The 23,743-nt window shown below is 73.8% G+C and carries 27 protein-coding genes; 16 read left to right on the forward strand and 11 right to left on the reverse strand.

The genetic code is table 11. The features are described 5' to 3' along the window. Positions 1–28: 28 nt before the first annotated feature. The gene (locus PS271_RS19075) at positions 29–1,213 is read left to right on the forward strand and encodes a sensor histidine kinase (protein ID WP_398386926.1); all 1,185 of its coding nucleotides are present in this window, start codon (positions 29–31) and stop codon (positions 1,211–1,213) included. After that, complete coding sequence (locus PS271_RS19080; protein WP_398383240.1) at positions 1,210–1,857, forward strand: response regulator; 648 nt, start codon at positions 1,210–1,212, stop codon at positions 1,855–1,857. The genes PS271_RS19075 and PS271_RS19080 overlap by 4 nt, the downstream gene beginning before the upstream one ends. A gap of 39 nt (positions 1,858–1,896) precedes the next feature. Here the strand turns inward: PS271_RS19080 and PS271_RS19085 are convergent, their stop codons facing one another. Further along, the gene (locus PS271_RS19085) at positions 1,897–2,733 is read right to left on the reverse strand and encodes a transglutaminase family protein (RefSeq protein WP_398383242.1); all 837 of its coding nucleotides are present in this window, start codon (positions 2,731–2,733) and stop codon (positions 1,897–1,899) included. A 235-nt stretch (positions 2,734–2,968) separates the two neighbouring features. Then, a complete protein-coding gene (locus PS271_RS19090) occupies positions 2,969–3,997 on the reverse strand; it encodes a GNAT family N-acetyltransferase (protein ID WP_398383243.1) in 1,029 nt (342 codons plus the stop codon). A gap of 114 nt (positions 3,998–4,111) precedes the next feature. Between PS271_RS19090 and fdxA the strand changes: the two genes are divergently transcribed. Both fdxA and dapC read left to right on the forward strand, forming a co-directional pair. Then, the gene (fdxA, locus tag PS271_RS19095; protein ID WP_030366150.1) at positions 4,112–4,441 is read left to right on the forward strand and encodes a ferredoxin; all 330 of its coding nucleotides are present in this window, start codon (positions 4,112–4,114) and stop codon (positions 4,439–4,441) included. Positions 4,442–4,530: 89 nt separating this feature from the next. Continuing rightward, positions 4,531–5,628: a succinyldiaminopimelate transaminase gene (gene dapC, locus PS271_RS19100; RefSeq protein ID WP_398383245.1), complete on the forward strand. Its 1,098-nt coding sequence runs from the start codon at positions 4,531–4,533 to the stop codon at positions 5,626–5,628. A gap of 107 nt (positions 5,629–5,735) precedes the next feature. On the opposite strand, the gene PS271_RS19105 is transcribed toward dapC, so the two are convergent. Both PS271_RS19105 and PS271_RS19110 read right to left on the reverse strand, forming a co-directional pair. Continuing rightward, positions 5,736–6,149, reverse strand: coding sequence for an ATP-binding protein (locus PS271_RS19105; RefSeq protein ID WP_398383246.1), 414 nt, complete (start codon positions 6,147–6,149; stop codon positions 5,736–5,738). 299 nt (positions 6,150–6,448) lie between these two features. Further along, entirely contained in the window at positions 6,449–7,444 is a 996-nt protein-coding gene (locus PS271_RS19110) for a VldE C-terminal domain-containing protein (protein ID WP_398383248.1), read from the reverse strand. A gap of 89 nt (positions 7,445–7,533) precedes the next feature. Between PS271_RS19110 and dapE the strand changes: the two genes are divergently transcribed. Both dapE and PS271_RS19120 read left to right on the forward strand, forming a co-directional pair. Continuing rightward, positions 7,534–8,613 (forward strand): succinyl-diaminopimelate desuccinylase, encoded by a 1,080-nt coding sequence (gene dapE, locus PS271_RS19115; RefSeq protein WP_398383250.1) that lies wholly within the window; start codon positions 7,534–7,536, stop codon positions 8,611–8,613. A gap of 89 nt (positions 8,614–8,702) precedes the next feature. Beyond that, the gene (locus PS271_RS19120; protein ID WP_398383251.1) at positions 8,703–9,452 is read left to right on the forward strand and encodes an LOG family protein; all 750 of its coding nucleotides are present in this window, start codon (positions 8,703–8,705) and stop codon (positions 9,450–9,452) included. Between the two features lie 163 nt (positions 9,453–9,615). Here the strand turns inward: PS271_RS19120 and folP are convergent, their stop codons facing one another. Next, on the reverse strand, positions 9,616–10,476 hold the full coding sequence (gene folP, locus PS271_RS19125; protein WP_398383253.1) for a dihydropteroate synthase: 861 nt from the start codon (positions 10,474–10,476) through the stop codon (positions 9,616–9,618). 98 nt (positions 10,477–10,574) lie between these two features. Between folP and PS271_RS19130 the strand changes: the two genes are divergently transcribed. After that, complete coding sequence (locus PS271_RS19130) at positions 10,575–10,958, forward strand: hypothetical protein (RefSeq protein ID WP_398386927.1); 384 nt, start codon at positions 10,575–10,577, stop codon at positions 10,956–10,958. Next, a complete protein-coding gene (locus tag PS271_RS19135; protein ID WP_398383255.1) occupies positions 10,955–11,536 on the forward strand; it encodes a DNA-3-methyladenine glycosylase I in 582 nt (193 codons plus the stop codon). The genes PS271_RS19130 and PS271_RS19135 overlap by 4 nt, the downstream gene beginning before the upstream one ends. Before the next feature lie 49 nt (positions 11,537–11,585). On the opposite strand, the gene chcB is transcribed toward PS271_RS19135, so the two are convergent. Beyond that, on the reverse strand, positions 11,586–12,386 hold the full coding sequence (gene chcB / locus PS271_RS19140; RefSeq protein ID WP_398383257.1) for a 2-cyclohexenylcarbonyl CoA isomerase: 801 nt from the start codon (positions 12,384–12,386) through the stop codon (positions 11,586–11,588). A gap of 320 nt (positions 12,387–12,706) precedes the next feature. Here chcB and PS271_RS19145 point away from each other — a divergent pair, with 320 nt between their 5' ends. Next, a complete protein-coding gene (locus PS271_RS19145) occupies positions 12,707–12,874 on the forward strand; it encodes a DUF3117 domain-containing protein (RefSeq protein ID WP_009997451.1) in 168 nt (55 codons plus the stop codon). Positions 12,875–13,038: 164 nt separating this feature from the next. Here the strand turns inward: PS271_RS19145 and PS271_RS19150 are convergent, their stop codons facing one another. After that, positions 13,039–13,704, reverse strand: coding sequence for an O-methyltransferase (locus PS271_RS19150; protein ID WP_398383259.1), 666 nt, complete (start codon positions 13,702–13,704; stop codon positions 13,039–13,041). A 153-nt stretch (positions 13,705–13,857) separates the two neighbouring features. Here PS271_RS19150 and sigE point away from each other — a divergent pair, with 153 nt between their 5' ends. The 6 genes from sigE (at position 13,858) to PS271_RS19180 (ending at position 19,027) form a co-directional block, all read left to right on the forward strand. After that, positions 13,858–14,634 carry an RNA polymerase sigma factor SigE gene (gene sigE, locus PS271_RS19155; protein WP_398386929.1) on the forward strand — a complete coding sequence of 259 codons (777 nt, stop codon included), beginning with the start codon at positions 13,858–13,860 and terminating at the stop codon, positions 14,632–14,634. Beyond that, entirely contained in the window at positions 14,631–15,428 is a 798-nt protein-coding gene (locus PS271_RS19160) for a zf-HC2 domain-containing protein (RefSeq protein ID WP_398383261.1), read from the forward strand. Before sigE ends, PS271_RS19160 begins: the two co-directional genes overlap by 4 nt. A gap of 107 nt (positions 15,429–15,535) precedes the next feature. After that, positions 15,536–17,281, forward strand: a complete 1,746-nt coding sequence (locus PS271_RS19165) for a S1C family serine protease (RefSeq protein WP_398383263.1) — start codon at positions 15,536–15,538, stop codon at positions 17,279–17,281. A gap of 138 nt (positions 17,282–17,419) precedes the next feature. Further along, positions 17,420–17,875 carry a sec-independent translocase gene (locus PS271_RS19170; RefSeq protein WP_398383265.1) on the forward strand — a complete coding sequence of 152 codons (456 nt, stop codon included), beginning with the start codon at positions 17,420–17,422 and terminating at the stop codon, positions 17,873–17,875. 118 nt (positions 17,876–17,993) lie between these two features. Continuing rightward, positions 17,994–18,698, forward strand: a complete 705-nt coding sequence (locus tag PS271_RS19175) for a hypothetical protein (RefSeq protein ID WP_398383266.1) — start codon at positions 17,994–17,996, stop codon at positions 18,696–18,698. Positions 18,699–18,835: 137 nt separating this feature from the next. After that, a complete protein-coding gene (locus PS271_RS19180; protein ID WP_398383267.1) occupies positions 18,836–19,027 on the forward strand; it encodes a YegP family protein in 192 nt (63 codons plus the stop codon). 51 nt (positions 19,028–19,078) lie between these two features. Here PS271_RS19180 and PS271_RS19185 read toward each other — a convergent pair whose 3' ends face one another. Genes PS271_RS19185 through PS271_RS19195 form a run of 3 tightly spaced genes read right to left on the reverse strand, consistent with a single transcriptional unit; the run spans position 19,079 to position 22,173 of the window. Beyond that, entirely contained in the window at positions 19,079–20,236 is a 1,158-nt protein-coding gene (locus tag PS271_RS19185) for an Mrp/NBP35 family ATP-binding protein (protein ID WP_398383268.1), read from the reverse strand. Positions 20,237–20,279: 43 nt separating this feature from the next. Beyond that, a complete protein-coding gene (locus PS271_RS19190) occupies positions 20,280–20,888 on the reverse strand; it encodes a DUF1003 domain-containing protein (RefSeq protein WP_398383269.1) in 609 nt (202 codons plus the stop codon). Continuing rightward, complete coding sequence (locus PS271_RS19195) at positions 20,878–22,173, reverse strand: magnesium transporter MgtE N-terminal domain-containing protein (protein WP_398383270.1); 1,296 nt, start codon at positions 22,171–22,173, stop codon at positions 20,878–20,880. The genes PS271_RS19190 and PS271_RS19195 overlap by 11 nt, the downstream gene beginning before the upstream one ends. 160 nt (positions 22,174–22,333) lie before the next feature. Between PS271_RS19195 and PS271_RS19200 the strand changes: the two genes are divergently transcribed. Further along, complete coding sequence (locus PS271_RS19200) at positions 22,334–23,089, forward strand: hypothetical protein (RefSeq protein WP_398383271.1); 756 nt, start codon at positions 22,334–22,336, stop codon at positions 23,087–23,089. Positions 23,090–23,131: 42 nt separating this feature from the next. Here PS271_RS19200 and PS271_RS19205 read toward each other — a convergent pair whose 3' ends face one another. Continuing rightward, the gene (locus PS271_RS19205) at positions 23,132–23,656 is read right to left on the reverse strand and encodes a hypothetical protein (protein WP_398383273.1); all 525 of its coding nucleotides are present in this window, start codon (positions 23,654–23,656) and stop codon (positions 23,132–23,134) included. Positions 23,657–23,743 lie beyond the last annotated feature (87 nt).

Consider the following 23,743-nt stretch of genomic DNA (forward strand, 5'->3'; position numbering starts at 1 on the left):
GCGGCGCTGGAACCCATGGCGGGCCGCCATGCAGGTCCAGGACGATCCGTCGTACACCATCGGCATCGGCACGGAGCCCGAGAACCGCCGCCAGGTGACCATCAAGCTCATCTGGATCTCCATCTGGTTCGCCTACATGGCGGCTCCCGTCGAGGACGTCCTCGGGGACCACCACGCCCTGACCGGCGACGTCATCGGCGGCGCGGGCCTCGTGGCCTTCGTCGTCGCCTACCTCGCCCTGGTCTTCCGGCACACGTCCCGGCCCCTGGAGCGCGACCGCGTGCTCGCCGCGCTCGCCGCGCTGATCGCGCTCGCGACCGCGCTCACCCTCACACTCGGGGGCGCCTGGCTCGTCCTCTTCGTCTACGTCTGCGTCGCTTCCGGCGCGGTCCTTCCGGCGAAGCTGTCCCGCGTTGTGATTCCGCTGGTCACGGGGGTACTGGCGGGACTCGGCGCGATGACGCCCGGCGCCCCCGAATACCTTGCCGCCCTCGTCATCCCGGCGCTGCTCGGCGGCTTCGCGATGAACGGGGTGCGGCAGATGGCCCTGACGACCCGTGCGCTGCGCGAGGCCCGCGCCACGGTCGCCCACCTCGCCGCCAACGAGGAGCGGCTGCGCCTCGCCCGCGACCTCCACGACCTCCTCGGGCACTCCCTGTCGCTCATCACGCTCAAGAGCGAGCTCGCCGGGCGGATGCTCCCCGGCAAGCCCGAACAGGCGGCCCAGCAGGTCGCCGACATCGAACGGGTCAGCCGCCAGGCCCTGGTGGACGTCCGGGAAGCGGTGAGCGGCTTCCGCCGCCCCACCCTGGAGGCCGAGCTCGCCGGCGCCCGCACCGCCCTGGCGGCCGCCGGCATCGCCGCCGACGTCTCCCGCGCCGCCCCCGGCCACCCCGACCTCGCGCCCGACGAAGAGGGCGCGCTGGCCTGGGCGCTCCGGGAAGCCGTGACCAACGCGGTGCGGCACAGCGGTGCACGCCGCTGCGAGATCGAGCTGACCGAGGAGGGCGACGAGCTCTGCCTGACCGTCAGCGACGACGGCCGCGGCCCCCAGGGCACCCACGGCAACGGCCTCACGGGCCTCGCCGAGCGCCTCGCCCTGGCCGCCGGCCACCTGGAAACCGGCCCGGGCCCGCGCTGCGGGTTCCGCTTGCGCGCATTCGTCCCCCTCTCCCGCACCCCGGCCCCGGAGCGCCCTACCCTGTCGCTGTGACAGACCAGCACCACCCGGCGGACAGCGCGGGCCGACGCGTCATCAGAGTCCTTCTCGCGGAGGACCAGTCCATGGTCCGGGAGGCGCTGGCGGCGCTGCTCGGGCTGGAGGGGGACATCGAGGTCGTCGCCCAGGTCGCCCGGGGCGACGAGGTGCTCGACGCCGCGCGCGCCCACGACCTGGACGTGGTGCTGCTCGACATCGAGATGCCCGGGATGACGGGGCTCGACGCGGCCGCCCTCCTGCGCCGCGAGCTGCCCTCCCTCAAGGTCGTGATCCTCACGACCTTCGGCCGCCCGGGCTATCTGCGCCGGGCGATGGAGTCGGGGGCGGAGGCCTTTCTCGTCAAGGACGCCCCCGCGGCGCAGCTCGCGGACGCCCTGCGCCGGGTGCTCCGCGGCGAGCGCGTCATCGATCCGACGCTCGCGGCGGCCGCCCTCGCCGAGGGCGCCAATCCGCTGACCGACCGCGAGCGGGTGGTGCTGCGCGCCTCCGCCGACGGCTCGACCAACGCGGAGCTGGCCAGGACGCTGCACCTCTCCAACGGCACCGTCCGCAACTACCTCTCGACCGCCATCCAGAAGACGGGCGCGCGCAACCGCGCCGAGGCCGTCCGCATCGCGAGGGACAAGGGCTGGCTGTGACGCCGACGGGCCCGGCGGGCCTGCCGGCCCGGCCGGTGGTCAGTTGAGCATCGCCCGGGCCGCCCGCGCCTGCCGCCGCACTGTCTCCGCGACCGTCGGCTCCAGCGCGTCGATGACCTCCGCGTACTCCTCCATCTCGTGCGCGCCGCCCACGAAGTCGCCCCGCTCCACGAGCAGCTCGGCGCGCTCGTAGCGCAGCCTGGCCGGGTGGCTGGGCAGCAGCAGCGACAGCTCGACGGCCCACAGCTGGACGTCGCTGCGCTCGGGCCGGGCCGCGGCCCAGGCGCGGATGTTGTTCAGGACCCGCAGCACGATCTCGGGCGGCTCCGCGGGGGAGAACATCGACGGGGCGAGCGGGGCGCCCGTGGCGCCCGCGACCAGCAGGCCCGCCTCCTCCTCGGACAGGGTCCGGCCGCCGTCGAAGGGGTCGGCCAGCACGTGCTGCCCGTAGGGTTCGCCGAAACCGACGACGAAGTGGCCCGGCAGCGCCACCCCGTACACCGGCGCGCCCGCCCGCCGCGCGACCTCCATCCACACCACGGACAGCAGGATCGGCAGCCCGCGGCGGCGCCGGAGCACCTCGGTGAGCAGCGAGGACTCCAGCCGCCGGTAGTCGGCGGGGGAGCCGTGGAAGCCGCAGCGCTCGCCGAGGAGGGCCGCCAGCGCCTCCGCCCACCGCCGCGGGGGTGCCTGCCGGCCCAGGGCGGGCAGCAGCCCGGCGAGCCGGTCCAGCTCTATCTGCGCGGCGTCGACCGCCTCCTCGCCCGCGTCCGGGTCGGCCTCTCCGGCGATCAGCAGGCACAGCAGGGCGAGGTCGGGCCGCGTCTCGCGCGCGGCCTCCGCGAACCGCTGCCGCCGGCCGGTGGTGTCGAACATGGTGCCTCCGCTTCTGCCTTCCATGGTCGCGCGGGTTGCGCTGACCGGGTATTCCGCCGGACCCTCGCCATCGTGGCTGATCGCCGTGGCGGCGGGTTGGAGAGGCCGGGCCGCTCTCCCGTGCGCTGCGCGCGAGCGCTGCCCCGTGCCGTCGCGGCCGGACTCCTTCCCGCCGCGACGGCGAAGTACCACGACGGCGCGGGTCCGGCGGAATGCGTGATCACCGCCATCCGGACTACGGACGCGCCTCACGGCGGTAGTGGTACGCGTGGTGCGTCGTGAAGCCCAGCTCGTCGTACAGGGCCGACGCCGCGCCGTTATCCGTCTCCACCTGGAGGTACGCCGCCGAGGCCCCCTCGCTCAGGGCCTGCTCCGCGAGGCGCGCCATGACCTGCGTGGCGAGCCCCTGCCGACGGTGGTCCGGGTGCACGGCGACCGCCGAGAAGCCCGCCCACCGGCCGTCGACCACGCACCGGCCCACGGCGGCCGGGCCGGCGGCCCCGCCCGCGGCCGGCCCGCCCGGCACCGACGCGAACCACACCGACGGCCCCCCGCCCAGCACGGCCAGGGCGTCCTCGGCGCTCGCGCCCGTCCGCCCGTACGCGCGCAGCCACGCCTCGTCGGCGGTACGTGACAGCTGCACGCGTTCCGTGGGGGCCCCGGTGTCGGCGATCGGGGCGAGCGCGGCCGTCCGCATCAGGGCGTGCCGCTCCGCCGTCCAGCCGCGCCCGGCGAGCTCCGCGTCCAGCAGGGCGTCCCGCTCCGGGTCGCCGGTCGTGACCTGGATCGCCGCGGGCAGGGAGCGCTCGGCGTACCAGGCGGTCACGCGGTCCACGGCCTCCGGCAGCGGCAGCCCGCAAGCGCCGAGCGGCAGGGCCGAGTTGGCGCGGGCGGTGAAGCCGCCCGCCGCGCGCAGGGTCCAGTCGCCGAGGCGCGCGGTCTCGCGGGCCGGCCAGCCGCGCGCGGCGGTCTCCTGGAGCTCGCGCACGGTCGCGGCGGGGCCCCGCCGCCGGGGCGGGACGGCCGGCACGACCTTGCCGGCGACGAGCGCGTCCTCGCCGAAAGTGACAATCTCTCCGGTCCGTCGTGTGATCCGCAGCACGCCGCCCTCCCAGGAGGTGAGGACGCCGACGGTGTCCGTGAACCGCTCGGCGGACCCCGCGGAAGACCCTCCTGAAGGGTTCAGACGGCGTACGGATACCCTTTTTCCCACATCAGCGGTACTGATCCTGATTTCCAGCCGTCCGCCCGTGGTGAATTCCACAGCTCTCCTCGCCCCTCTTGTTCGTCAAGTGCCCGGGAACGGAGATACTAGGTGTGGGCATCGACGACGCCGCGCTCCCGCGCGAGATGAGCCCTACCGAGGAGGAACGACAGCGTGACCTACGTCATCGCGCAGCCTTGTGTCGACGTGAAGGACAAGGCGTGCATCGAGGAGTGCCCCGTCGACTGCATCTACGAGGGTTCCCGGTCCTTGTACATCCACCCGGACGAATGTGTCGACTGTGGTGCCTGTGAGCCGGTCTGCCCCGTCGAGGCGATCTTCTACGAGGACGACACTCCCGAGGAGTGGAAGGACTACTACAAGGCGAACGTCGAGTTCTTCGACGAGCTCGGCTCGCCCGGTGGTGCCTCGAAGCTCGGCCTGATCGAGCGCGACCACCCCTTCATCGCCGCGCTGCCCGCGGACATCAACCCGGAGCACTGACCCGAGCGGCCACCCCGGCCCCGTACGGCCGCAGCCGTGCGGGGCCGCGGCGTATCTCCGGTCACCCCCAGAGCAAGAGAGCGAACACCGTGAGCGCAGTCTCCTCCCGCCTCCCCGTCTTCCCCTGGGACCGGCTCGCCCCGTACAAGGCGAAAGCGGCCGCCCACCCCGACGGCATCGTGGACCTCTCGGTCGGCACCCCCGTCGACCCCGTCCCCGCGCTCATCCAGCGGGCGCTCACCGACGCGGCCGACAGCCCCGGCTATCCCACGGTGTGGGGCACGCCCGCGCTGCGCGACGCGCTGACGGGCTGGGCGGAGCGCCGGCTGGGCGCCCGCGGCCTGGAGCACACGAACGTGCTGCCGATCGTCGGTTCCAAGGAGCTGGTGGCCTGGCTGCCGACGCAGCTCGGCCTCGGCGCGGGCGACAAGGTCGCCTACCCGCGGCTGGCCTACCCGACGTACGAGGTGGGCGCGCGCCTCGCGGGCGCCGAGCCCGTCGTCTACGACGAGCCTACGGAGCTCGACCCCACGGGCCTCAAGCTGCTCTGGCTCAACTCCCCGTCCAACCCCACCGGCCGCGTCCTGAGCGCGGACGAGATGCGCCGCACCGTCGCGTGGGCCCGGGAGCACGGGGTGCTGCTGTTCAGCGACGAGTGCTACCTGGAGCTGGGCTGGGAGGCCGAGCCGGTCTCCGTCCTGCACCCGGACATCTGCGGCGGCTCGTACGAGGGCATCGTCGCCGTCCACTCGCTCTCCAAGCGCTCGAACCTGGCGGGCTACCGCGCGGCCTTCCTCGCCGGTGACCCCGCCGTCCTGGGCGAGCTGCTCCAGGTCCGCAAGCACAGCGGCATGATGGTCTCCGCCCCGGTGCAGGCCGCCACGGCCGTGGCCCTGGGGGACACGGCGCACGTGACCGAGCAGCGGGCGCGCTACGCCGCCCGGCGCGCGTCCCTGCGGGCCGCCTTCGAGGCGGCGGGCTTCCGGATCGAGCACAGCGAGGCGTCGCTGTACCTGTGGGCCACGCGGGGCGAGCCCTGCTGGGACACCGTCGCCGCCCTGGCCGAGCGCGGCATCCTCGTGGCGCCCGGGGTGTTCTACGGGGAGGCGGGGGAGCAGTTCGTGCGGATCGCGTTCACGGCGACCGACGAGCGGGTGGAGGCCGCGGTCCGCCGTCTGGCGGCATAGCCGCGACCTGCGGGAAGCGATCCGCGGGAAGCGACCTGCGAGACATCGCGAGAGGGCCCGGGAGAAACTCCCGGGCCCTCTCGCGTGCTGTGCGTGCGTGCGCTGTGTCAGCCGCCGATCGGGAGCTGGCCGCCGCCGAGGGGCAGGCCCTTGGCGTTCAGGCCGCCGGCGGTCTTGGTGGCCTCGCCCGCGAGCCCGGAGGTGGTGCCCGCGGCCTCGCCGACGACCTTCTGGACGGCGGGGGCGGCGGTCTTGGCGGCCTTGCCGGTGGCGTCGGCCGCACCGGGGACGGTGGTCTTGATGGCGCTGGTGCCGACGCCCGTCACCGTGTCCCCGGCCTTGTGGGCGGCCGCGTCCACGTTGGTGCCGAGGTTCGCGCCGTCCACCGCGGTCAGGCCGCTCGTCAGGTCGGGAGCCTGCGGGGCGGCGCTCGCCGCTCCGGCCGCGCCGATGACGGGTGCCGCACCGGCAGCTACCAGCAGGGCGGCCCGGGCGATCCGACGCGTCAGGGGGAGGGACATGATGCTCCTTTAGCGGAGTTGAGGACGTTGGCTGTCCGGCGAGCGGACGCAGTGACTACCGCGTGAATCCGCTGAAGGTTGCGGTGCGCCACGGTAAAGAGTTGGTAATGCGTCGCATTATCTGTCCCCCTAATAGCGGGGCAAAACGGGCGTGCAGTATGCCCGTCGGGAAGGCTTACAAGCCTTTAGTCACAAGGAATTTCCGAGAAAGCCGGACGCCTGGGGCAGGCGGTGCCCGGCAATCGCGCGGGGCTGTTGTGCATACCCCCGCCGGGGGGTCCGCTCGTACTCCTGAGCGTCTACGGGGCGGTCGTGATCCGTACCTCGGGCGAGGAGCTCCCCGCCGAATTCCCCGGCCCGGCCGATCCCCCGGAGCCCCCGGCGCCCTTGGCGCCCCTGTCCTCGCGCCAGCCGTCCCGGGAATCCGCCGCCGTCCACACCCGGCCGCCGAAGGACACCCGCTCGATCCGCAGCTCGCTCGCGTGCGCCACCGCCCACGACGCCAGCTGCCAGCCGCGCCGCTCCCGGCCGCCCTCGGCCGGCTCGCCCGGACCGGGCGCCTTGTCCGGCACGGGCACCGTCAGCGTCCGCGCCGCGGCACCCCCGGCCGCGCCCGCACCGGCACCGGTGCCGGCCGCGAGCGTGTCCGCACCCGGGACCGCCGACCCGCCGAACTCCCGGCGCAGCTTGGCCCGCACCGCCGAGACGTCGCCCTTCTTGCCGTCGCTCGGGCTCGTCGTGCAGGTGAACGCCGCGGCCTCCCGGCCCGTCAGCGCGGACGACAGCAGCGACGCGTCCGGCTCGTGCTTGGCGTACGCCTGCGGGAAGCCGCTGCGCTGCACCTTCTGCGCGGCGACCGTCAGCGGCAGCCGCGAATAGCCCGGCACCTCCACCAGGTGATCGTAGAACTTCCCCGCCGCGTACACGGGGTCGGTGATCTGCTGCGCGCTGCCCCAGCCCTGCGTCGGCCGCTGCTGGAACAGCCCGAGCGAATCCCGGTCGCCGTGGTGGATGTTGCGCAGCCCCGACTCCTGCATGGCCGTGGCCAGGGCGATCGTCACCGCTCGCTCCGGCAGCCCGCGCTCGGCCCCCACGGCCGAGATCGTCGCCGCGTTCACCGCCTGCTCGGGCGAGAGGGTGTACGACGCGCCGTCCGCGCGCACCGTGCAGCGCGGCGCCCCCGGGCCGCCCGTCACCAGCTGGGCGATCCCGTAACCGATCAGCGCGAGCAGCACCGCACAGGCGGCCACGATGCGCAACATGCGGCCACGCCGGGTGACGAAGATCCGGGACATGCGGCCCACGTTACTGGAGAGTGCGGACGGCGCCCTGGTCCCGCCCTCCTGCCCGGCCCCGCCCGCACCGGCCGGGCTAGAGTCGCCGCATGGATGACGCCGCACTCGACCTGTCCCTCGACGCCGCCGCCCTGACCGCCCAGCTCGTGGACTTCCCGTCGGTCAGCGGGAGCGAGAAGCCGCTGGCCGACGCCATCGAGAACGCCCTGCGCGCGCTGCCGCACCTGACGGTGGACCGCCACGGCAACAACGTCGTGGCCCGCACGAACCTGGGCCGCTCCGAGCGCGTCGTGCTCGCCGGCCACATCGACACCGTCCCCATCGCCGGCAACGTCCCCTCCCGGCTGGACGAGGACGGCTTCCTGTGGGGCTGCGGCACCAGCGACATGAAGTCCGGCGTCGCCGTCCAGCTGCGCATCGCGGCCACCGTGCCCGACCCCAACCGCGACCTGACCCTCGTCTTCTACGACAACGAAGAGGTCGCCGCCCACCTCAACGGCCTCGGGCACATCGCCGACGCCCACCCGGAGTGGCTCACCGCCGACTTCGCCGTCCTCCTGGAGCCCTCCGACGCCCAGGTCGAGGGCGGCTGCCAGGGCACCCTCCGGGTGCACCTGCACACCACCGGCGAGCGCGCCCACTCCGCGCGCAGCTGGATGGGCAGCAACGCCATCCACGCCGCCGCGCCCATCCTGGCCCGGCTCGCGGCGTACGAGCCGCGCCGCCGCGTCATCGACGGCCTGGAGTACCGGGAGGGCCTCAACGCCGTCCGCGTCGAGGGCGGCGTCGCCGGCAACGTCATCCCCGACGCGTGCACCGTCACCGTCAACTTCCGCTACGCGCCCGACCGCAGCCCCGCGCAGGCCCTGGAGCACGTGCGCGAGGTCTTCGCGGACTGCGGCGTCGCCGAGCTCGTCGTGGACGACGAGTCGCCCGGCGCGCTGCCGGGGCTGTCCCACCCCGCGGCGGCCGCGTTCATCGAGGCCGTCGGGGGCACGCCCAAGCCCAAGTTCGGCTGGACCGACGTCTCCCGCTTCAGCGCGCTCGGGGTGCCGGCCGTCAACTACGGCCCCGGCGACCCGACCCTCGCGCACAAGCGGGACGAACGCGTCCGGGCCTCGCTGATCAACGACTGCGAGGAGCGGCTGCGGGCCTGGCTGGCCGGCTGACCTTCCGTCGATCTTCCGGTGACCCGCCGGGAGGCCGGGTGCGTGGGCCTACGCTGAACAGCAACGATCTGCAGCGGAGGGAGCACGGCATGGCACATCCCGAAGGATCGCGCGCGCAGCGGGAGCAGCGCCGGGGGCCGGTGGTACGCCGGTACGGCCAGATGCAGGCGGGCACCACGGACCAGCACCTGCTGGACACCAGGGGGGCCGCGGACTGGGTCCACGAGGACCCCTTCCGGGTGATGCGCATCCAGTCCGAGTTCGTCGAGGGCTTCGGGGCCCTGGCCGAACTGCCACCCGCCATCAGCGTCTTCGGCTCCGCCCGCACGCCGCGGAACTCGCCGGAGTACGAGGCCGGCATCGCGATCGGGCGCGGGCTCGTCGAGTCGGGCTTCGCGGTCATCACGGGCGGCGGGCCCGGCGCGATGGAGGCCGCCAACAAGGGCGCGACGGAGGCCGGCGGCGTCTCCGTCGGCCTCGGCATCGAACTGCCCTTCGAGCAGGGGCTCAACCCGTACGTCAACCTGGGCGTCGACTTCCGCTACTTCTTCGTGCGCAAGACGATGTTCGTGAAGTACGCGAGCGGGTTCGTCGTCCTGCCGGGCGGACTCGGCACGCTGGACGAGCTGTTCGAGGCCCTCACCCTCGTCCAGACCAAGAAGGTCACGCGCTTCCCGATCGTGCTCTTCGGCTCCGCCTACTGGAGCGGCCTGGTCGACTGGTTCCGCGACACCATCATCGCCGAGGGCAAGGCCGGCCCGCACGACCTGCACCTCTTCCACGTCACGGACGACGTGGAAGAGGCGGTGCGGCTGGTGACGAAGGAAGCGGGGATGTAACCCACCGCCTCCGGCGGACCTTCGCCACGGTGGCGCGTCGGCCGTTGCGGCGGGCATCCTCCTTCCGCCGCAGCGGCGCGCGACCACGATGAGGCGGTCCGGTGGTGCCGGGCCTGCCGCGGCTCTCAGGCCGGACCGCGCCGAGCCGGGGCGTGGGTTGCGGCTAGGCGAGCCCCCGCCGAGCCACCGCAGGTGCCCGGTGGCCCGCGATGGACGCCACCATGTCCAGCACCTGCTTCGTTTCCGCGACCTCGTGGACGCGGTAGACCTGCGCGCCCAGCCACGCCGAGACGGCCGTCGTCGCGAGCGTGCCCAGCACGCGCTCCTTCACCGGCTTGTCCAGCGTCTCGCCGACGAAGTCCTTGTTCGACAGCGAGACCAGCACCGGCCACCCCGTCTCCGCCATCTCGCCGAGCCGCCGGGTCGCCTCCAGCGAGTGCCGGGTGTTCTTCCCGAAGTCGTGCCCCGGGTCGATCATGATGCCGTCGCGCCGGACGCCCAGCGCCACCGCGCGCTCCGCGAGCCCCAGCGTGACCCGCAGGACGTCCGCCATCACGTCCTCGTACTCCACCCGGTGGGGGCGCGTGCGCGGCTCCGCGCCGCCCGCGTGCGTGCACACCAGGCCCGCGCCGTAACGGGCCGCGACCTCCGCCAGCTTGGGGTCCACCCCGCCCCACGCGTCGTTGAGCACGTCGGCGCCCGCCTCGCACACCGCCTCGCCCACGTCGTGCCGCCAGGTGTCGACGCTGATCACCACGTCCGGGTGGCGCCGGCGGACCTCGGCCACGAAGCCGACCGTGCGCCGTGCCTCCTCCTCGGCGGTCACTTCCTCGCCCGGCCCGGCCTTCACCCCGCCGATGTCGACGATGGCGGCGCCCTCGGCGACGGCCTGCTCCACCCTGGCCAGCGCGGGCTCGTCGCCGAACGTCGCACCCTGGTCGTAGAAGGAGTCCGGCGTCCGGTTGACGATCGCCATGATCACCGGCTCGTGCGCATCGAACTCGCGTCGTCCCAGCCGCAGCATGTTCCTACTCCCTCTCGGTGGTCCGCCAGCGACCTTAACTGTCAGTGCGGCATGGCACGATCGGGGTGGACGGAATCGCAGTCCGTGTTCCCGGGGAGATGGTCGTGTTCTGGTTCCTGCTCATCGCGCTGGTCGTGGTGGTCGCCGCGGTCGCGCTGTTCGTCGCCGGCGGCGGGAGCGGCGCGGCGCTGCCCGAGGCCGCCGCCGACCGGACCGTCTGGCCGCTCCCCGCCGACCGCCCCATGGCCCGCGCCGACGTCGACACCCTGCGCCTTCCGGTCGCCCTGCGCGGCTATCGCATGGCCGAGACGGACGAGGCGCTGGACCGGCTCGGCGCCGAGCTCGCCGAGCGCGACGCCCGCATCGCGGAGCTGGAGGCGGCGCTGGCCGGGGCGCAGGCCGCGGCCATGGGCGGCGGCGCCCAGGCCGCGGGCAGGACCGTCAGCGGTGACGGCGACGACGAGGGGGAGAAGAAGAAATGAGCGGCGCCCTGATCACCGGCCCGGACGGCCTCCCACGCTGCCCGTGGGGCCTGGAAGCGGAGTCCATGGCGGACTACCGCGTCTACCACGACACCGAGTGGGGCCGCCCCGTGCACGGCGACGACGCCCTCTACGAGCGGATATGCCTGGAGGCCTTCCAGTCAGGACTGTCCTGGCTGACGATCCTGCGCCGCCGCGAGGGTTTCCGGTCCGCCTTCGCCGGTTTCTCCATCGCCAAGGTGGCGGCCTTCACCGACGAGGACGCCGAGCGGCTGCTGGGCGACACCGGCATCATCCGCAACCGCGCGAAGATCACGGCCGCGATCGCCAACGCACGGGTGGCGGCGGAGTGGGCGCCCGGCGAGCTGGACGCCCTGATCTGGTCCTACGCCCCGGCGCGGGCCGCGGCCGCGCCGCGCTCGGCCGCGGACGTCCCGGCGACGACACCGGAGTCGACGGCCCTGGCCAAGGACCTCAAGAAGCGCGGCTTCCGCTTCATCGGGCCGACGACGGCGTACGCACTGATGCAGGCGTGCGGGCTGGTGAACGACCACTTGAAGGGCTGCCACGCCCGCTGAGCCCGGGCCCGAGGGGGGCGCCGGGCCGGGCCCGGCCCTCCCGTACGGGTCAGCGCCCCACGAACTTCGGCTTCTCCTTCTTCAGGAACGCGTCCACCGCGATGGCGTGATCCTCCGACGCCCCCGCACGGGACTGGAGCTCGTCCTCCTTGGCAAGGGCGTCGGCCAGCGGCCGCCCCGCCCCGTAGGCGAGGGACTCCTTGATCGCCGCGTAGGCCGCGGTCGGCCCGTCCGCCAGCCGCCGGGCGACGGCTTCCGCCTCGGCCGCCAGCTCCGCCGCCGGGACGACCTTGTTGGCGATGCCCAGCTCGTACGCCTCCTGGGCCGGCACGCTGCGCGGGAAGAGCAGCAGGTCGGAGGCGCGGCTGTGGCCGACGAGGCGCGGCAGCGTCCAGGAGACGCCCGAGTCGGCGGTCAGGGCGACGCCCGCGAAGGAGGTGTTGAAGGAGGCGCTGTCGGCGACGACGCGGTAGTCGGCGGCGAAGGCGAAGCCCGCTCCCGCGCCGGCGGCGACTCCGTTCACGCCCGCGACCACCGGCTTCGCCATGCCGGCGATGGCCGTGACGATGGGGTTGTAGTGCTCCTTGACCGTCGTCATCGTCCGCCGCGTGCCGTGCTCCCGGTCGGCGGCGAGCGATTCGACGTGTTCCTTGAGGTCCTGCCCGACGCAGAAGGCGCGCCCCGTGCCGGTCAGCAGCACCGCCCGTACGGCCGGGTCCGCGGCCGCACGCTGCAAGGAGTCGCGCAGGGCCGCCTTCGTGTCGGTGTTGAGCGCGTTCATCGCATCGGGACGGTTCAGCGTGATCGTCGCGAGTCCGTCCGTCACCTCGTAGAGCACGGAGTCGGCCATGGTGCGTTCCCTCCCTCGTCGCAAGCCCTGCGGGCGGCGTTCAGGGCTCAGCATGCCGGAGATCACCGGCCGCCGATATGTGACCTGCGTCAAAGAATCCGGCCATGGATTCATGGCCGGGGCGGCGCAGTATCGCAGTCCGATCGCCGAATTGAGTGGTTTTGCGCGATCGCGTTGCCGAAGGGATACGGACCGATGTTGTTCATTGGGTCACGCGATGCGAGATAATGGCCTGGAAGCAATGTGTTCGATGCCGGTGACGCGGGCCTGTCGTGGGGCCGTCGGCTGACGATGAGCTGGTTTCAGGAAGGGGAACGAGCATGGCGGCCATGAAGCCGCGGACGGGCGATGGCCCGCTCGAGGTGACCAAGGAGGGGCGGGGCATCGTCATGCGGGTTCCGCTCGAAGGCGGCGGTCGGCTCGTCGTCGAGCTGACCCCGGATGAGGCCGAGGCCCTCGGAGACGCCCTGAAGAAGGTTGTCGGCTGACACACACGCCGAACCACCATTCTTACGCTGCCCCGGCAGCCGGTCCGCACCGGCTGCCGGGGCAGTGGTGCGTCCGGGGACAGGGACGGGGGCGGGCGGCGGAGGCGGGGCCTGCCCGGGGAGCCCGGGCCGGCGGCCGCCCCGCACGACGCGCTCCCGCGGCCTCAGCCGCGCCGCGCCGCGCACAGCAGGCCGTCGCCCACCGGCAGCAGCGACGGCACCAGCACCTGAGACTCCCGTACGGCCCGCAGCAGCTCGCGCAGCCGCTGCACCTCGGCGGGCTGGGCCGCGGAGTCCACCGTGCGGCCGTCGGCGAAGACGCCCTCGAAGCAGACGAGGCCGCCCGGCCGCAGCAGGCGCAACGATTCGGCTAGGTAGTCCAGGCACTCCAGCCGGTCGCCGTCGCAGAACACCAGGTCGTATCCGCCGTCCGCCAGGCGCGGCAGCACCTCCAGGGCGCGGCCGGGGATGAAGCGCGCACGGTTGCCCGCGAAGCCCGCGGCGCGGAACGCCTGCCGGGCGAACTGCTGGCACTCGGGGTCCGCGTCCACCGTGGTGAGCACGCCGTCGGGCCGCATGCCGTGCAGGAGGTGGATGCCGGAGACGCCGGTGCCCGTGCCGATCTCGGCCACCGCCTTGGCGTCCACGGCCGCGGCGAGCAGGCGCAGCGCCGCGCCGGTGCCGGACGACACCGAGCGCAGGCCTGCCTCCACGGCCCGGTCCCGGGCCCAGCGCAGCGCCTCGTCCTCGGCGACGAACGCATCGGCGAACGCCCAGCTCGTCTGCTGGTTGCCGGTAATGGCCCTCTCCTGTCCCCGTAGTCGACGCAACCGTGACTGTATCCGCTGACCATGGGAACCCGCAGATGGGACCGGGCGTTGGGGAGGAGGGAGGGCAAACGGAGGGGATGCCGGGAAGAGCGGGGGGATCAAGGCCAAATGCAGGTCAAAATTCCTTATCCGGAGCTAACGGGCGGGATGGATATGGTAGTGGCTCTACTGGACACCACCAGAGCCGACAGGGGAGGTGCGGCTGCGGCCGACGACCGTCGGGGAGTGCTGAAGCGCTTTCGCAGGTCCGCCGGCGAGCCGAAATCCGTGACCAAGACCGCTGACCGTTCGCGCACCAACGACTCCGCACAGACCGCGACCTTCGCCACCGATGCGGATTCGCAGGCGTGGACGCCTCCCACCTGGGAGGAGATCGTCAGCACGCACAGTGCCCGCGTCTACCGCCTGGCCTACCGCCTCACCGGCAACCAGCACGACGCCGAGGACCTCACGCAGGAGGTCTTCGTCCGGGTCTTCCGGTCGCTCTCCACGTACACCCCCGGCACGTTCGAGGGGTGGCTGCACCGCATCACCACCAATCTCTTCCTGGACATGGTCCGGCGACGCCAGCGCATCCGCTTCGACGCGCTCGGCGAGGACGCCGCGGAGCGGCTCCCCAGCCGCGAGCCCTCCCCCCAGCAGCACTTCAACGACACGCACTTCGACGCGGACGTCCAGCAGGCGCTGGACACGCTCGCCCCGGAGTTCCGCGCCGCCGTCGTCCTGTGCGACATCGAAGGACTCTCGTACGAGGAGATCGCCGCGACGCTCGGCGTGAAGCTCGGCACGGTCCGCAGCCGCATCCACCGCGGCCGCTCCCACCTGCGCAAGGCGCTCCAGCACCGCTCGCCCGCCGCCCGGGCCGAGCAGCGCGCCGTGGCGGGTGTGGCCGCCGGCGCTCCGCTGAGTGGGGAGGTCGGGATCGCGTGACCGGTTCAGGCGGTCAGTCCCCCGCCGAGCACCATCTCGGCGACCGCCTCGCGGCCCTGGTCGACGGGGAGTTGGGACACGACTCTCGGGAGCGGGTGCTCGCGCACCTCGCCACGTGCTGGAACTGCAAAGCGGAAGCCGACGCTCAGCGCCGGCTCAAAAGTGTGTTCGCCTCCGCGGCGCCCCCGCCGCTCTCCGAGGGCTTCCTGGCCAAGCTCCAGGGCCTGGCCGGGGGCGATCCCCACGCCCCCCTCGGAGCCGACCGCGACGGCCCGGAGGGCCGCGAGGACGCCGGAGGTCCGGGAAAAGCCGGCCCCGCCGCCAGGGCTGAGGCCCTGGCGCCCCTCGGGCTGCTCCCCGGCGGTGTCCGGCCCGGCGCCCGTCCCCGCGAGGGCGGCTTCCGGATCCACGAGATGCCCGAGCCGCCCCGCGGCGGCATACGGGGGCGGCGGATCGCCTTCGCCGCGGCCGGGGCCGTCTCGCTCGCCGCGTTCGCCCTCGGCGGCGCCTCGCCGCTGACCTCGGTCACCGGGCCGCAGGGCCCGCGCGCGGAGAACCCGCGCACGGCGACCACCCCGCTCTCGGCGCCGTCCGCCGGTGCCCGCGAGGAGCGCCGGCGGCTGACCCGTACCGCCTCCTCCCAGGGCGGCCCGGCAGGGTCCGGCTCGTCCGGCGCCGTGCCGGTGCGGGAGGTCTCCCTGCTGCGGCCCTCCGCCGCGCCCCCGCTGCCCCCGCTGATACGGACGGGCCACTCCGCGCCGGCTCCGCCCGCGGCGGACATCGCCCGGCGCTGATCTCCGCGCGGGCCCCCTGCGCACGCCCGCGCAGACCTGGTTGAATTCCAGTGGGCCGCGCATCCTCCGGCGATGCCGTGCGCCCTCCGGCGAACGGTGGGGAGAAGATGGACGAGGGGAAGCCGCGGGGCGCCGCGCCCAGGCCGCAGTGGTGGAGCCGCCCGCGTTCCGCTGCCGCGGGCCGGCACGAGGACCCGCAGTTCCTGGACCCGGCCCCGCCCGTGGCGGACGCGGCCGGGACCCCCGGCCCGGCCCCGGCGACCCCGCCCGAGGCGGAGCCGGGCCCACCGCCGGCGTACGGCCAGGAGCCCGTGGCCGGGAAGCCCGGCCACGGTCACGCCCCGCGTCACGTCCCCGATCCCTACGGCACGCCCCCCTACGGGCAGCCCGGGCCGTGGGCTCCCGCGCCGCCCGTGCAGCGGCCGGTCACGCCGCCGCAGGGGACCGTGCTGCCGCCCGTACCGCCCGTGGGCATGACGCCCCCGCACGGCACGCCCGCACCTCCCGTCACCCCGCCGCACGGCACCGCTGTTCCTCCCGCGGGCATGACGCCCGCGCACGGCACCCCCGTGCCCCCAGCGGGCACGACGCCCGCGCACGGCACCCCCGTGCCCCCAGCGGGCATGACGCCCGCGCACGGCACGCCCATGCCCCCGCCGCCCTACCCGCCCGTCGGCGGGCCCTGGCGGTACGACCCCTGGGGGGCCGCCCCGGCAGGGCCGGTCGCCCCGTCCGGGCAGGCCGGCTCGCGACGCGGGCGCCTCGTCGCCGGAGCCCTGCTCGTGGCGCTCGTCGCCGGCGGCATCGGCGGCGGAGTCGGCGCGTTCCTGGAGCGGGACGGCGGCATCGGGCACCACGTGGAGCTGCCCCAGGCCGGCGCCGACCGCTCGGCCCGCGCGCCGGGCAGCATCGCCGGCATCGCGGCCCGCACCCTGCCGGGCGTGGTGACGATCCACGTCCGCGGCGGCAGCGACCAGGGCACCGGCACCGGCTTCGTCCTCGACAAGGACGGCCGGATCCTCACCAACAACCACGTCGTGGAGCCCGCAGGGTCCGCCGGCGACATATCGGTGACGTTCAGCAGCGGCCAGACCGCGAAGGCGGCCGTCGTCGGCCGGGACAGCAGCTACGACCTTGCGGTGATCAAGGTCTCGGGCGTGTCCGGGCTGACTCCGCTCGCCCTCGGCAACTCCGACTCCGTGCGCGTCGGGGACTCGGTGATCGCGATCGGCGCCCCGTACGACCTCGCGGGCACGGTCACGACGGGCATCATCAGCGCCAAGGAGCGCCCGATCACGGCGGGCGGCCGTAAGGGCGACGGCAGCGACGTCAGCTACGTGGACGCCCTCCAGACCGACGCCCCCATCAACCCGGGCAATTCGGGCGGCCCGCTGGTGGACTCGGAGGCCCGGGTCATCGGCATCAACAGCGCGATCCGGTCCGCGGGCGACAGCGGCGACCTCGGCGGCGGCCAGGGCGGCAGCATCGGCCTGGGCTTCGCCATACCGATCAACCAGGCCAAGCGGGTCGCCGAGGAGCTCATCAACACCGGCAAGGCCACCCACCCGGTCATCGGCGTCACCCTGGACATGGAGTACTCGGGCGACGGGGCGCGGGTGAACACGAAGAACGGCGACAACCCGGCGGTCACCCCCGGCGGCCCCGGCGACAAGGCGGGCCTCCGCCCGCACGACGTGATCAAGAAGGTCGACGGCGTGGCCGTGCACAGCGGCCAGGAGCTCATCGTCAAGATCCGCAGCCACCGCCCGGGCGACCACCTCACCCTGACCGTGGAGCGGGACGGCACGGACCGGTCGGTCGACCTGACCCTCGGTTCCGCGAGCGCCCGCTGAGCCTCCCGGGGCTCCGCCCCGCCCTGACGTCGCCTTTGGCCTGATGTTGGCCCAGGTGTCTCCCTCAGGCCGCGCCGGGCCAGGTACCGTGATAGGTGGCCTGGACCGTCGGCCATTGACGCATCAAGGAGCTTCAACGTGCTCGACATAGGACCCCTCGAGCTGGTCGCGCTCGTGGTGCTCGCTGTGCTCATCTTCGGACCGGACAAGCTGCCGAAGATGATCCAGGACGTGTCGCGCACGCTGCGCAAGATCCGTCAGTTCTCCGAGAGCGCCAAGGAGGACATCCGTTCCGAGCTGGGCCCCGAGTTCAAGGACTTCGAGTTCGAGGACCTCAACCCGAAGACCTTCGTCCGCAAGCACGTGCTGGACAAGGACGAGCTCGGCCTGAAGGAGATCCGCAACGGCTTCGACCTCAAGGCGGAGATGACCGACGTCGCCGACGCCGTGCACGGCCGTACGGGCGACGCCGCGGCCCCCGGCTCCGCCCCGTCCTCCTCGAACGGCGGCTCGCCCGCCCGCCCGGACCTGCTCAAGAAGCCCGGGAAGCCCGAGCCGGGGGAGCGCCCTCCGTTCGACTCCGACGCCACCTGAGTACCGCGCATCCCCTGCGCCATTGACGGGGGTGGCTATCCTCCCTTTGTTTGGGGTGAAGTCGTCCTAGGGGGGCGGGCTCGCCCAGGACACCGGGCAACGAGGAGGCGCCGCGCAGATGGAGACGACGAGTCGGGTTGGGGCTCAAGGAGCCGGCACGTCCGGCACGGCCGACGCGTCCGCCGTGGACGCCGCGGCCAGGGACACGGAGGGCGGGCTCGGCACCCGGCGGGCGGTCGACGGCTATCTGCTCGCCTCCTTCCCCTGGTACGGCCTGGACGAGGCCTACACCGGGCCGCGCTGGCTGATGCAGGTCGGCGCCGCCGCCGACGGGACCGTGGAGCACGGTGCGACGGGCCACGGCGAGGAGCCGACGCTGCGCATCGAGCGGGCCGATCCGCACGCCGCCAAGCAGCGCTTCACGGTCGTCGTGACCGTGGCCAGCCGCCCCGGCCGGCGCAGCGCCGACGGCACGGGCGTCCTGGAGGCCACCTCGGTCTCCTCGGCGGCCTGGCTGGCCGGCTCGGGGCTGCTGTCGTGCACGTGGCCCGCGCAGATGGAGCGCGCCCTGCGGCAGGACTGGCTCGACCAGCAGACGGCCCTCGCCTGGGAGCTGGCGGACCACCTGGACGACTCCGCGTGGTCGACGCTGTCGCTGCCCGTGGACGGCGTGCCGACGGACTTCCGCTACCGCGAGTCGGAGTACGGCTGGGTGCTCGCCGGCTCGGCGGAGGGGGTCCACATCGGGGCGTACGGCCGGGGCATGAGCGCGTACGGCATGGGCTTCTCGGTGATCAAGGACATCACGGCCTACCGGGGCTGACGGGCGCCGCCGCGGCCGCCCCCGCCGGGCGGCCGGGTCGCTCGACGGGTCACTCGCCGGGCCCACCCGGGCTGCGCGCGCCGCGGTGCCGGGCTTGAATTCCCGGCAGGGGGCAGCAATCCGAGAGGTGAGGTGCCATGGCGGGCAAGTTCGAGATGTACGAGGACAAGAGCGGCAAGTACCGGTACCGGCTGAAGGCGGGCAACGGCGAGATCATCGCCGTAGGCGAGTCGTACAACAGCAGGGCGGCCTGCGAGAAGGGCATCGAGTCCGTCAAGCAGAACGCGGCGTCGGCGCCGGTGAAGGACCTGGGGCACCAGGAGAAGTAGCAGCCGGAGTGCTGCCGGCGGGCCCGGGCTCAGGACCGCCGGCGCACCCGGTCAGAACTTGTTGCGCGGCGTGATGCCGAGCGACATCCCGGACAGGCCGCGCTGCCGGCCGCCGAGCTTGCCCGCGATCGCGCGCAGCGCGGCGCCCGCCGGGGACTCCGGGTCCGTCAGGACCACCGGCTTGCCCTCGTCGCCGCCCTCGCGCAGGCGGACGTCGATGGGGATCGCGCCCAGCACCGGCACGTTCGTGCCCGTCGTGCGGGTGAGGCCGTCGGCGACCTTCTGGCCGCCGCCCGTGCCGAAGACGTCGACCATCTCGTCGCAGTGCGGGCACGGCAGCCCGGACATGTTCTCCACGACGCCGACGATCTTCTGGTGGGTCTGCACGGCGATCGAGCCGGCGCGCTCGGCGACCTCGGCGGCCGCCTGCTGCGGCGTCGTCACGACGAGGATCTCGGCGTTCGGCACGAGCTGCGCGACGGAGATCGCGATGTCGCCGGTGCCCGGCGGCAGGTCGAGCAGGAGGACGTCCAGGTCGCCCCAGTAGACGTCCGCGAGGAACTGCTGGAGCGCGCGGTGCAGCATCGGGCCGCGCCACACCACCGGGGCGTTGCCCGGGGTGAACATGCCGATCGAGATGACCTTCACGCCGTTCGCCGACGGCGGCATGATCATGTCCTCGACCTGGGTGGGGCGGCCGTCCGCGCCGAGCATGCGCGGGACGGAGTGGCCGTAGATGTCCGCGTCGACGACGCCGACCTTCAGGCCGTCGGCCGCCATGGCCGCCGCCAGGTTGACCGTCACGGAGGACTTGCCGACGCCGCCCTTGCCGGACGCCACCGCGTACACCCGGGTCAGCGAGCCGGGCTTGGCGAAGGGCACCTCGCGCTCGGCGGTGCCGCCGCGCAGGGAGGCCGCGAGCTCGCGGCGCTGCTCGTCGCTCATCACGTCGAGCCCGACGGTCACGCCCGTGACGCCCTCGACGCGCGCGACGGCCTCCGTCACGCGGCTGGTGATCGTCTCCCGCATGGGGCAGCCGGAGACCGTCAGGTAGATCTCCACCGCGACCGAACCGTCCGCCGCGATCTCCACCGATTTGACCATCCCCAGCTCGGTGACGGGTCGCTGGATCTCGGGGTCGTTCACCGTCGCGAGCGCGGCGCGGACCGCGTCCTCGCTCGGGGACGTTCCGTTCGTGTCGGTAGCCATACGGAGATGGTACGGCGCGTGAGGGGGCCTCCGGAAAGGGCCGTCAGCGGTCGCGTTCCTCACTCTCCGCGGGGAATACGCGGCGCTGTTCCAGTTCCTTCACGAGGTCCTGGAACTCCGAGCGGATCCAGTCCCGCGTCGCCACTTCGCCGAGACCCATCCGCAGCGAGGCGATCTCCCGGGTCAGGTACTCCGTGTCCGCGATCGACCGCTCGTTCTGCTTGCGGTCCTGCTCCAGGTTGACCCGGTCGCGGTCGTCCTGGCGGTTCTGCGCGAGGAGGATCAGCGGCGCCGCGTAGGAGGCCTGGAGGGACAGCATCAGGGTCAGGAAGATGAAGGGGTAGTTGTCGAACCGCAGGTGCCCGGGGACCGTGGTGTTCCACACCACCCACAGGACGATGACGACCGTCATCCAGACGATGAACCGGCCCGTCCCCAGGAAGCGCGCGATCCGCTCCGACGTCCGCCCGAACGCCTCCGGGTCGTACTCCGGCAGCCAGGCGCGGCGCCGGACCCGCGGCAGGTCCAGGCGCACGCGCGGCCGGGGGTGGGGGTGCGGGTGCACGGCCTCGGACTGGGCCCGCACGCGCTCGGCGCGGTCGGGCCGGTGCCCGGGCCGGTCGGTCTCGCGTCCGCGGTCGTTACCGGCCATCGGCGGCCTCCGGCAGCTCGGTCATGCCCGGAGCGCCGTGGTGCAGCTCGGTCTCGCGCCAGTCCTCGGGCAGCAGGTGGTCCAGGACGTCGTCGACGGTGACCGCGCCCAGCAGGGAGCCGCTCTCGTCGACCACGGGCGCGGCGACCATGTTGTACGTCGCCAGGTAGCTCGTGACGGCCGGCAGGGGGGTGCCCGGCGGGAGGGGCCGCAGGTCGGTGTCCACGATCGAGCCGACGAGGGTGAAGGGCGGGTCGCGCAGCAGCCGCTGGAAGTGGACCGTGCCCAAGTACTTGCCGGTGGGGGTCTCGTCCGGCGGCCGGCACACGTACACCTGTGCGGCCAGGGCGGGGGAGAGGTCGCGGTTGCGCACCCGCGCGAGGGCGTCGGCGACGGTCGCGTCCGGGCGCAGCACGATCGGCTCGGTGGTCATCAGGCCGCCCGCGGTGCGCTCCTCGTACGCCAGGAGGCGGCGCACGTCCGCGGCCTCGCCCGGCTGCATGAGGGTCAGCAGCCGCTCCTTCTCCTCCTCCGGGAGCTCGGAGAGCAGGTCGGCCGCGTCGTCCGGGTCCATGGCCTCCAGGACGTCCGCGGCGCGTTCCTCCTTGAGCTTGCCGAGGATCTCGATCTGGTCGTCCTCCGGGAGCTCCTCCAGGACGTCCGCGAGCCGGTCGTCGTCGAGCGCCGCCGCGACCTCGCCGCGGCGCTTGGGGGAGAGGTGGTGCAGCACGCTCGCGAGGTCGGCGGGGCGCAGCCGCTCGAAGGTGGCCAGGAGGCTCGCGGCGCCCTGCCCGTGCTCCTCCAGGGAGAAGCCCGTGACCGCCGACCACTCCACCGTGAGCGTCTCGCCCTTGCGGCGCAGCGCACCGCCCTTGCCGCGGCGCACGAAGACCTTGTCGATCTCCCAGTCGCGGCGGGCCGGCAGCTGGGTGATCGCCACGTCCAGGACGGTCGCCTCCTCGTCCCCGTCGACCAGACGTACGCGCCGGTCCAGGAGCTCGCCCAGGACCAGCGTCTCGGTGGGGCGCTGCTCGAAGCGGCGCATGTTGATCACCCCTGTGGTGATCACCTGACCGGACTCCACGCCCGTCACCCGGGTCATGGGCAGGAAGATCCGGCGGCGGCTGACGACCTCCACGACGAGGCCGAGGACGCGGGGCGGGCGGCCGCCGACGCGGAGCATCGCGACGAGGTCCTGGACGCGGCCGACCTGGTCGCCGTTGGGGTCGAAGACCGCCACGCCCGAGAGGTGCGACACGAAGACCCGGTGGGCGCCTGCCGCCATGCCGCGCACCTCCTCCGTGGTCCGGTGTCCGGTTCAGGCTAACGTGACCGGCTTCTCCCCGGCGCGGGAGAGGGGGCCGTCCGGACTGCTGGCTTCCGCCTGTGCCGGGCACGGGTACGCTGCCCCCTACTTCCCCGGCTGAACAGGAGGCAGGAGCGACGTGCGTACCCGGAAGGCCGCTCTCGTGGGAGCGCTGTGCGCCGGCCTGTCCGTCGCCCTGACCGCCTGCGGCGGCGCGGCGGAGGACCCCGACGCCGGGACCAACGGCGTCGGCAAGCTCGAACCGGCGAAGATCCAGGACAAGGCGCGGACGGCGGCGCGGGACGCCTCGGCCGTCCACCTCTCCGGCAGCGTCGTCAGCCAGGGGCGCACGTACAAGCTCGACATGCGGCTGAAGCGGGACGGGGGGACCGGGCGGGTCGCCTCCGACGCCAGCACGTTCGAGCTGCTGCGGGTCGGCGACGAGCTCTTCCTGAAGGCGCCGGCGGCGTTCTGGTCGCGGGGCGACAAGGGGGACGGGGCCGCGGCCGCGGGCAAGCTGGAGAAGAAGTACGTCAAGGTGCCGGCCGGGGACCCGGCCTACGCGCAGTTCAAGGGCTTCACCGACAAGAACGTCCTGCTGGACGGCCTCATCGCCCTGCACGGCAAGCTCGCGCGCGGCGACCACGGGACGGTGGGGGGCGCCCGGACCATCCGGGTCGACGGCGCCGGGGGCTCGGGCGGGAAGCTCGACGTCTCGCTGATGGGCGACCCGTACCCCCTGCGTGTCCAGCGCGCGGGCGGCGCGGGGCAGCTGGAACTGTCCGACTGGGGCAAGGACTTCGCCCTGACGGCCCCACCGAAGCAGGACGTGGTGGACTACGGCAAGCGCATCCCCTCCGGGGAGGGCGCGCCGTTGCCGGGCCCGGCGACGTAGCCCCTCAGGGGCGGGGCCCGGTCCGGCACCGCCGGAACTCGGCTAGCGCGTGCCCCGCCTGCCCCTCCGGAGGAGTTTCGGGAGGGCTGCCGGCATCGGGTGGCGCGTCGTGGCCGGGGTCGGCAGAGGGACCGCGGTCAGGGACGTGTCCGGGAGCGGCGCCGTCGCCCCGGACGGCTCCAGGCGAAGGACGCGGCAGTCCTTCGCCCACCGCTCGGCCACCCGCTCCGCGTCGGACGCGTTCAGCCGCTTCGCCTTCAGCTCGCCGACCGCCGCCTCCCACGCCTCGCTCCCCGCCGGCAGCTCGGTGACCCGCGCGGCCCAGGACACCAGGCGCCCGCCCTTGTCCTTGCTGCGGACGGTCACCGTCGCCTCGCCGCCGTCGGCGAGCCCGAGCCCGTCCAGCGGCTGCTCGCCGGGCCCGCCCACCACATGGGCGGCACCCTCGTGCCACACGTGCCACAGCGCACGGCTCGGACCCACCGGGCCCTGCACCCAGATGAGGCCGGACTTCTTCGTGGCCTCCTCGATGAGCGCCTGGTCGAGCAGCGCCTGCGTCTGTGTCATGCCGCCTACTTTATGCGGCGTCCCGTGCGACGCGCGGTGGCCCGTACGACCAGGAGATCTACGCTGGACGCGTGACCAGTGCCCGTA

The sequence above is a fragment of the Streptomyces sp. SCA2-17 genome, assembly GCF_044336695.1.